7 protein-coding genes are annotated in these 8,790 nt (G+C 67.1%); 1 reads left to right on the top strand and 6 read right to left on the bottom strand.

Annotated elements, in window-relative coordinates:
- Positions 1-547: 547 nt before the first annotated feature.
- The 5 genes from J2751_RS08795 to J2751_RS08775 all read right to left on the bottom strand — a co-directional run bounded on the left by J2751_RS08795 (position 548) and on the right by J2751_RS08775 (position 6,889).
- Positions 548-2,272 (bottom strand): L-lactate permease, encoded by a 1,725-nt coding sequence (locus tag J2751_RS08795; RefSeq protein WP_209485234.1) that lies wholly within the window; start codon positions 2,270-2,272, stop codon positions 548-550.
- Between the two features lie 223 nt (positions 2,273-2,495).
- Positions 2,496-3,737 carry an FAD-dependent oxidoreductase gene (locus J2751_RS08790; protein ID WP_209485232.1) on the bottom strand — a complete coding sequence of 414 codons (1,242 nt, stop codon included), beginning with the start codon at positions 3,735-3,737 and terminating at the stop codon, positions 2,496-2,498.
- Between the two features lie 89 nt (positions 3,738-3,826).
- On the bottom strand, positions 3,827-5,434 hold the full coding sequence (locus J2751_RS08785) for a phytoene desaturase family protein (RefSeq protein WP_209485230.1): 1,608 nt from the start codon (positions 5,432-5,434) through the stop codon (positions 3,827-3,829).
- Between the two features lie 118 nt (positions 5,435-5,552).
- Positions 5,553-6,233, bottom strand: a complete 681-nt coding sequence (locus J2751_RS08780) for a metal-dependent hydrolase (protein WP_209485228.1) — start codon at positions 6,231-6,233, stop codon at positions 5,553-5,555.
- The gene (locus J2751_RS08775) at positions 6,233-6,889 is read right to left on the bottom strand and encodes a hypothetical protein (protein WP_209485226.1); all 657 of its coding nucleotides are present in this window, start codon (positions 6,887-6,889) and stop codon (positions 6,233-6,235) included. Before J2751_RS08775 ends, J2751_RS08780 begins: the two co-directional genes overlap by 1 nt.
- A gap of 119 nt (positions 6,890-7,008) precedes the next feature.
- Between J2751_RS08775 and J2751_RS08770 the strand changes: the two genes are divergently transcribed.
- On the top strand, positions 7,009-7,680 hold the full coding sequence (locus J2751_RS08770; RefSeq protein WP_209485223.1) for a metallophosphoesterase family protein: 672 nt from the start codon (positions 7,009-7,011) through the stop codon (positions 7,678-7,680).
- Positions 7,681-7,732: 52 nt separating this feature from the next.
- Here J2751_RS08770 and J2751_RS08765 read toward each other — a convergent pair whose 3' ends face one another.
- Positions 7,733-8,731, bottom strand: coding sequence for an AI-2E family transporter (locus tag J2751_RS08765; RefSeq protein ID WP_209485221.1), 999 nt, complete (start codon positions 8,729-8,731; stop codon positions 7,733-7,735).
- Positions 8,732-8,790: the final 59 nt, after the last annotated feature.

Below are 8,790 nucleotides of genomic sequence, written 5' to 3'. Positions count from 1 at the left end.
TGGTCTTCGTGGAGTTCACTGTCTGCTTGCTGCTGGTGTTTGGTCACATTCACAGCAAGCAGACGTTCTAACTAACCGGCTTTGTGAGGTACTGAGCTTCGCTCTCTCGAACCACGCTCCTCAGTCGCTCCGCTCCTTGCGGTGCTTACGTCGTCATCAGAACGCGCAGCGTTCTGATTGGCTCACGAGAGCGGAGCTCTCGTGAACGCCTACGGGGCCCGCACGGCAGCGAGGCGCTCCGCGCCTCGGGCAGCCGGACGTAGTCCGGCGACTGCCCCTTTGAGTCCCACCCCGGACAGCAACCGCAGCCTCGCACCTCCCCAGCCTCGTCAGGGGGCGGTCGCCGGAAACCGCTCGGCGACCGCCCCCTGACTCCCTCGCGCGTGCTCTCGCCGGCGGCGTTGCCGCCGGCTGTCAGAGAGACCTTTGGTCTCTCCCTACTCGCGCCCTGCCGGGCGCTCGGAGGCGCGCGCCGACCGCGTCCTTCAGTTAAACCGATCGTTGTTATCGCCGAACACGGGAACGAACTCCGCGCTCCGGTCCGTTCTCAGAACGTCCCGGGCGCGAGGACGTAGACGAACAGCCCCGTCAACAGCCCGCCGACCACGAGGTAGTACGTGAGCGGGATCAGGTTGAGTCGCACCACGCGCCCGGTCTTCCCGACGAGTCCGACCGTCGCGAGCGCGGCGATGACGTTGTGGATCGCGATCACGTTGCCGATCGCCGCGCCGACGCTCTGGGCGGCGACGAGGAACTGCGTCGGGAGGGCGAGCCCCTGTGCGATCTCGAACTGGAAGGCGGTAAACGTGATGTTGCTCACGGTGATCGATCCGGCGATGAATGCGCCGAGCGCGCCGACGGTGGGCGCGAGGAACGGGTATGCCGCTCCGAACGTCGACGCGGTGGCGTCGGCGAGCACGACGATCATGCTCCCGTCGGCGACGCTCGCGGGCGCGTCCGCGGTCTGTAACATGATCTCCACCATCGCAATGACGAACACTAACGCGATTGCTGGTGAGATGATCTTCGCGCCGGCCTCGCGCCACGCGTCGGAGACGGAGTCACGACCCATCCCGAACAGCGGGATTGCGACGAGCGCGCTGACGAGGAGCCACGTGCCGGGAACGTACGCCCACGCAATCGCGCCGGTGACGTCCGTCCCGAGTACTCCGCTCCACTCGATCGCCATCCCCGGCCCCTCTTGGAGGAACGACGCAACCGGGTCGACAACGCGGGTCCCGACGAGCAGCACGACGAGGACGAGGTACGGCGACCACGCCCGGAGGATTGACATCGACTCTGTACCGGAATCGATCGTCTCGGTGGTCGCGTCGGCCTCCTCGCTGCCCGGTTCGATGCTGCCGACCCAGTGGTCCGGCCACTCCTCGCGCTCGGGGAACTCCCACTCCTCCTCAGGAAGGAAGTAGCCGGCGTTCAACGCCGCCACGACGACGCCTCCGCCGGCCATCGCGGCGAACAGCGAGGGGAGCTCGGGCCCGACGAGCCACGCGGACGCGACGTACGGCACCGCGAACGCGAGTCCCGCGAACAGACACAGCGGCAGGACCTCCCAGACGGGGGCCAGCGATCGATTGTCAGGATCCGTCTCGCCGAAGAAGTAGACGACCATCCCGACGGCGAAAAGCGGCATCAACACGCCGAGGATCCCGTTGAACACGGCGGCCCACCCGCCGGCTGCGACGGCGTACGCGCCGACGGAGTCGAAACCGCCGCCGATGATCGCGTCGGCAACGGTCTCCAGCGGCTGTTCAAACCCGACGATCACCGGCGTTCCGACCGCGCCGAACACCGTCGCGACGGCGTGACCGACGAGCGCGGCGACCACCGCGGCGAGCGCGGGGAACCCGAGCGCTAAGAGGAGCGGCGCGACGACCGCTGCGGGTGTGCCGAACCCCGCGACGCCCTCGATGAACGTCGCGAGGAAGAACCCGAGCAGGACCACCTGTACTCGACGGTCGTCGCTGATCGACGCGAACCCGGCGTTGATCCGGTCGACCGCCCCCGAGTTCATCAGGGTGTACAACAACACGAGCGCGCCGAAGACGATCCAGAGGATCTCGATAGCGGCCATCGCCCCGTCTATCGATGCCGCCGCGATCCACTCGAGCGGCATGTCCCACGCGAGAAACGCGACGCCCGCGGCGGCGACCCACGCGACCGGCATCGCCCGTGAGGCGGGCCACAACAGCCCGATGAGCAGAACGCCGACGACGACGAGCGGGATCAACGCGAGCGGCGCGCTCGGCGTCATGTCACTCCACCGTCCTCGTCCGTTCCACGTGCGGCCTGACCGCGTGCGGTTGCGCTCTTCCGGTCCCGTCGACCCTCCCTGCCTACGATCATCATGAACGATCGCCGGTGGTACGGATAAATAAAACCCATCGGCCGTTTCGGGATTCCGGGGACGGGCCGGGCCGAGACGGGGGCGGTGGGGCCGCCTCAGGCGGTCGCAGCGACGACCTCGCCGCGCCGCGTCAGTCCGCCGTACCGACCACGTCGACGTCAGTCGGTCCCTGGCCGTCGAAGCGCGTGATCGCCTCGTCCAGCCGTTCGGGGTCGTCGGCCCCGACGAGTTCGCGCTCGGCGGTCTCACACTCGGCGTCGACGCCGAGCCGATCGCAGACGAGATCGGCGGTCGACGCTGCCATCATCCGATAGGTCGTCAGCTTTCCGCCGACGACGCTGACCGCGTTGTCGACGCCGTCCGCGGCGTGATCCAATCGGAAGAACCCGCGGGAAATCCCCCGCCCACCGCGCTCGGCCTCGTCGGGCGCGTACAGCGGTCTGACGCCCCACCACTCGCGGACGACCGGCGCGTCCGCGACGTCCGGGAGCATAGCCGCACACTCCTCGATCGATGTCTCCACCTCCCAACGCGCCTGCTCGTAGTCGTCGGGGTCGTTCACGGGGACGCTCGTGGTTCCGAGTACCACCTCGTCGCCGTGAGGGACGACGATGTCGCCGTCGTCGGGCTCCCGACACCGGTTCAACACCGGTCCCAGCCCGTCGTACTCGACCGAGACCATCACGCCGCGGGTCGGCTGCATCTCCACTTCCAGTCCGGCCATCGCGGCGACCTCTCCCGCCCACGCGCCCGCGGCGTTCACGACGTACTCCGGTCGGACCGTCCCGTCGACGCTCCCGCCGAGTGCGACCGCAGACACTCGGCCGTCCTCAACGGTTATCGACTCCACGGGCGCGTGCGGGTGGATCGTCGCGCCGTGCGCCTCCGCGTCGAGCGCGTTCGCAGCGATCAGTCTGGACGGGTACACGACTCCGTCCGGAACCCGCATGACCCGTTCCACGTCGTCGGCAAGGTCCGGAACGGCTTCCCGAGCGGTGTCGGGATCGAGCGTCTCGGTCGGGATCCCGACCGCCTCACACGCCGCTCGCTTCTCCGCAAAATAGTCGGCGTCGTCGTCGGCCAATCCGACGAAGAGCCCCCCGGTATCTTCGATCGCCGCGCCCGCGATCCGTCGGAGGATCCGGTTTTCCTCGATACACTCGGCAGCACCCCTCTCGTCGGCCTCGGCGTACCGCGCGCCGCTGTGTAACAGCCCGTGGGACCGTCCGGAGGTCCCGCTACACAGTCCACCGCGGTCGACGACGGTCACGTCCACCCCGCGAAGCGCGAGGTCGCGGGCCGTTCCGATCCCGGTTGCGCCGCCCCCGATCACCAGCACTTCAGGTTCTCGTGAGTCTGGTCTGTCCGACATACGATCGATACGAGCCACGACATCAAGAGCCTGTTGTGGGCGGCGATCCACGATCCGTGGTCCGCAAAACCTCTCGCGCCACGAGCTACCTACCAGCGCGTCGAGGTCGGGATTACGGGCGGTACGATTCCGCCGTCGGTGGCGTCTTCGATGACGGCTTCGCTCGCGTGTTCGCCACTGAGCAGGCACATCGGCATCCCGATTCCGGGGTTCGTGTACGCGCCGACGTAGTAGAGCCCGTCGACGCCGGGCGCGCGGTGGGCCGGCCGAAGCGGCCCGGTCTGGTCGAGCGTGTGTGAGAGTGCGAGCGCCGTCCCCTTCGGCGCGTTGAACCGGTCGGCGAACGTCGAGACGCAGGCGGACTCCTCCAGGACGATCCGATCACGGAAGTCGACGCCGGCGGTGGCCGCCAGATCGTCGAGGACGAGTTCCCGGAACTCCTCGCGGATCTCCGGGGTGTCCTCGATCCCGGGAGCAAGCGGCACGAGGAGGAACACGGCCTCGTGACCGTCAGGGGCGACCGTCTCGTCCGTTTTCGACGGGACGTGGACGTAGTACGCGGGGTCATCGGGCCATCCGGGGTCATCGAAGATGGTCTCGAAGTGTGGTTTCCAGTCGGTCGGCAACACGAGCGAGTGGTGTTCCAGCTCCTCGACGTCGCCCTCGACGCCGAAGTACAACAGGAACGCGGAGGGGGCGTACGTCCGCGAGTCCCAGTACGCCTCGCGGTTCGCGTGCTCGTCGGGAAGCAGGTCGCGCTCGACGTGGGTCGGAGGGGCGTTGGCGACGACGCGGTCGAACTCCCTCGTGGCCCCTTCCTCCGTCCCGCTCGTCTCGACCGTGAACCCGGGGCTCTCGCGCGTCGCGCTCGGGGTCGTCGGGTCGATCGCGGTCACGGGGGTGTCGGTGTGAATCGTCACGCCGAGGTCGGTCGCGAGCTCGACCATCCCGTCGATCACGCTTGCGATCCCCCCGGTCGGATGGTACACGCCGAGGTTCATGTCGACGTGGCTCATCAACGTGTAGATCGCGGGCGTGTTGTACGGGGAGCCGCCGAGAAACACCAGTTTGTACTCGGCGATCTGCCGGAGCTTTGGGTCATCGAAGTACGACCCCACGTAGTCGTCCATCGTCCGCAGCTTCGGAAGCGCGCGCGCCGACCGGAGCACGTCGGTGTCGACCATATCTCGCAGCCGCGACCGACTGGGGTAGACGAACCGCTCCATCCCGAGTTCGTACGCCTCGGCGGCGTCCGCGAGGTAGTCGTCGAGACGGTCGCCGGCACCCGCCTCGTAGGACTCGAACAGCGCCTTCTGTCCCTCGCGGTCCGGCGGCATCCGCGCGTGGTCTCCGTCCTTCCAGTAGACGTCGTAGAGGGGGTCGAGTTCGGTCAACTCGTAGAACTCCTCGGTTTCGCGGCCGAACTCCTCGAAGAACCGGTCGAACACCTCCGGCATTAGGTACCAGGATGGACCGGTGTCGATCCGGAACCCGTCGCGCTCGATCCGGCCGGCGTATCCGCCGGGGTGTGCGTTGCGTTCGAGCACGGTCACCTCCGCGCCGGCGTCCGCGAGATACGCCGCCGCGGAGAGTCCGCCGAACCCCGCACCCACGACCGCGATCGACTCGCCCGCCAGCGGCTCGTCCGTAGGGGCGCTCGACGCTTCCCCCTGCGTGCCGGATGGGGTGTGACTCATCGGTTACCAGTACGGCCCCCAGCCGCTTCACTCGCCGGCCATACACAGTCAGGTATGTGAGCCGATCACAGGAGCTGGAGCCGGGCTCGTTAGGTTCCTCGATCGATAGCCGGGCTCGTTAGGCCTCGTCGGCGGGTGGGTCGCTCTGGAACCGGCGGGCGACCACGGCGAAGACGCCGATGAGGATCAGGTAGAGCCGCCAGCCCCGCTGGGCGATTGGGAACCGACGGTCGATCTCTTCTGCGTCGACGAGGTTCTCCGGTGAGTCGGGCTCGACCGGGTTGTTCACGTGGACCGACTCCGTCGTCCCGGTGCTGCCGGCGTCGACCGTGCGCTCGCCCGTGTCGGGGTCGAGTTCGATATCGATGAACGTCTGGACGAAGCCGTCCGCAGTCGAGAGCAGGATCTCCCCCTCCAGTCGGAAGAACTCGTCGTGGAGGGGCCACAGCGCGTTGACACCCTCTAAGTGTGCCCAGTCGAGGAAGATGTGCGCGAAGACGTGCGCGAACAGCGCGACCCACGCAATCTTAACCCCGCGGTCCGCGAACCGCTCGCGTAGCAGGGAAGTCCCGCGGAGGCGCGTGTCGTAGTAGAGGAGGAGCCCGGCGGCCGCCGGGAGCACGAAGTTGTGCCCGACGGTCCGGTGTGCGCCCGGCATCACCGGCCCCATGAGGCTATCGACTTCCGGGAGAACGATGACGAAGAGGACGACCGCGAGTGCCGGCCGGTCGTACGCCCCTTTCAACAGACCCGCGGCGAGAAGCAGCGCGAAGCCGGCGTGAACGACGCTGGAGGGCACTACGTGTCACCTCCGTCGGCCGGCTCCAGGAACCGCACAGCGAGCAGCGTCGCTGCCGCGGCGACGACGACCGCCTGCCACCCCGTCCGAACGACGTGGAGCTCGCGCGTCGCCCCGAGCGCGAGTCCCGGTCGGCCGTCGGGGTTGATCCACGTCGGGATCGCGTACGACGCGGTCGTACCGGGGCTCTCCAGCGGAAGCATTCCGGGGCTCCCGGCGGCGACAAACGTCTGAACGATCCCGTCCTGTGTCGAGACGATTAGCCGACCCGCCACGAGGTAGTAGGCGTCGTGAACCGGATACAGCAGGTTCACACCACCGAGCCCGAACAGCTCTGGGCCGATCCCGGCGACGGCGAACGCCGCAAGCGACACCCACGCGATCCGGACCCCTCGCCAGCCGTACGCAGCGCGGATTCGGGACTCTCCGCGAACCGTCGTGTCCCAGTAGAGGAGCGCAGCAACCCCAAGCGGAATCCAGACGTTGTGGAGCAGCGCGTTCGTCGCGCCGTCGAGCGCGAGGCTCGCGACCGCGTCGAGGTCGGGGAGGGCCGCGGCCGCGACGACGACCGCGACGGACCGGCGGTCGAACGCGGCCCCGAGGAGGGCCGCCGCCAGCAACGCCCCGAACGCGGCGTTGACGAGCGTCGGTGCCATACCGGGTCCTGCGGCCGTGCGAGCATAAGCGCTCGGGGGATTGTAGACCGACCCCCAACTCGCCGGGACACGAGCCGCCGACCGAAGCTATTCAGGCGTCGATCACGAACCCTCGCGCGATGAAAGTGGGACTCCTCTCGGATGTCCACGCCAACCTTCCGGCGCTGGAGGCGGTGATCGACGACATGCCCGCGGTCGACCGGGTCGTCTGTGCCGGCGACGTGATCGGGTACAACCCGTGGCCGGCCGACTGCGTCGATCGCGTGCGCGAGGTCGCGAGCACCACCGTCCGCGGGAACCACGATCGCACGGTCGAAACCCCCTCGCGATACCGGGCTAACCGGATGGCCGAGGCGGGGCTCGAACACGCGAAGGAGACGCTTAGCGAGGAGCAACTCGACTGGCTTCGGGAACTGCCGCGCGCGGAGACGTTCGCCGGTGACCGCTACCTCCTCGTTCACTCCCATCCCGCGCCCGAACGGGAGGACGCCTACGTCTACCCGGAGGAGTTCCCGAACCTCGACCGGCATCTCGGCGAGTACGACGGGATCGTGCTCGGACACACCCACGTCCAGGGGATCCGATCGGTCGGCGACGGGTTCGTCGTCAACCCGGGCAGCGTCGGCCAGCCGCGCGACGGTGACCCGGACGCCGGCTACGCCGTCCTCGATACCGCGACCGACGAGGTCGACCTTCGACGAGTCGCGTACGACATCGACCGCGTCCGCGAGGCGACCGAGTCGGTCGGGCTCCCAACACGAACCGCAGAACGACTGTATACGGGAGAGTAGTCGGAGTCCGTCACTCTCCCGGCCTGCGACACACGGCGTTTCCGACCGCACGTCACGACGCTCTCCTGTTGCCCCGATCTCGGTTTCTCGCAGCGATCACTACCTCGGTCGTGACCTTCGCACCTCCGAGGACTACGGGCCCGATCACGAGCCCGATCGGGCCGAACGCGACGATCCCTCCGAACACTCCGACGACGATTATCGCCGAGTTCAGTCCTGCGCTGTGGCCGATAACGAGCGGTCTCGTGTAGAAATCCGACGCACTGATCAACAAGCCGAACACCAACATGACCGAGGCCAGCCCCGTCTGTCCGGTGAGTACGAGATACCCTACCGCCGGTACCCAGACCACGAACGCACCCACGAGGGGGAGAAGCGCCAGAACGAACGTGAGAACGGTCAAGAACAGCACGTTGTCGAATCCAAGCAGCCAAAACACGCCACCGAGCGCAACGGCCTGAATGCCCCCCGCAGCGATGTTCCCAACGATCGAAGCCCACATGAGACGGTCGAGCCGAGCGAACAACTCGCGTTTCGTGCTCCCGCGGATCGGAAGCATGGTCCATACCCACCGAATGAACAGTTGGCCGTCTCGAAGCAGTACGAACAGAACAAAATTCAGGATGACGAGACCGATGACGATTCCCGGAAGCGACTGTGCGGTCGACAGCGTTTGGTTCGCTAGCCTGTCGACGCCGTCAGTGATCAGTTGCTGGTTTTCATCGACGACCGCAGCGATGTCGACCGTGAGGCCCCACTCGCGAAGCGCCGTTTCGACGTACTCCTGATCAACGCTCGCCTCTCCGACGGTCTCAGCGAACGAGACGGCTTGTCCGGTGAGCTCTCGCAGGAGGTAGATGAACGGAACCGAGACAACGACGATCGCGAGTAGCGTTATTATAAGCGCTGAAACGTCCCTTCGGAACCGCGCAACCAGCCGCTCCCGAAGCGGCCAGAACACGTACGCCAACACGCCAGCAAAGACGATGTACTGGACATAGGGGAGAACGACTAACCCAGCTAGCACCCCGACGATAACCAGTAGGGTCACCAGCACCTGTTGTTCGGTAAACCAGCTTGGACCTCGCGTATCAGGAGTCATTTGATTCC

The sequence above is a fragment of the Halorubrum alkaliphilum genome, from assembly GCF_017873815.1.
Classification (GTDB): Archaea; Halobacteriota; Halobacteria; order Halobacteriales; family Haloferacaceae; genus Halorubrum; species Halorubrum alkaliphilum.
Note: the sequence above shows the minus strand (reverse complement) of the source record. Positions and strands in the feature narration are given on the sequence as shown.

Excerpts from the sequence above, each read along its gene's own strand:
- J2751_RS08775 (WP_209485226.1), bottom strand. The coding sequence starts at position 6,889 with ATGGCACCGACGCTCGTCAACGCCGCGTTCGGGGCGTTGCTGGCGGCG.
- J2751_RS08785 (WP_209485230.1), bottom strand. The coding sequence starts at position 5,434 with ATGAGTCACACCCCATCCGGCACGCAGGGGGAAGCGTCGAGCGCCCCT.
- J2751_RS08795 (WP_209485234.1), bottom strand. The coding sequence starts at position 2,272 with ATGACGCCGAGCGCGCCGCTCGCGTTGATCCCGCTCGTCGTCGTCGGC.
- J2751_RS08790 (WP_209485232.1), bottom strand. The coding sequence starts at position 3,737 with ATGTCGGACAGACCAGACTCACGAGAACCTGAAGTGCTGGTGATCGGG.
- J2751_RS08770 (WP_209485223.1), top strand. The coding sequence starts at position 7,009 with ATGAAAGTGGGACTCCTCTCGGATGTCCACGCCAACCTTCCGGCGCTG.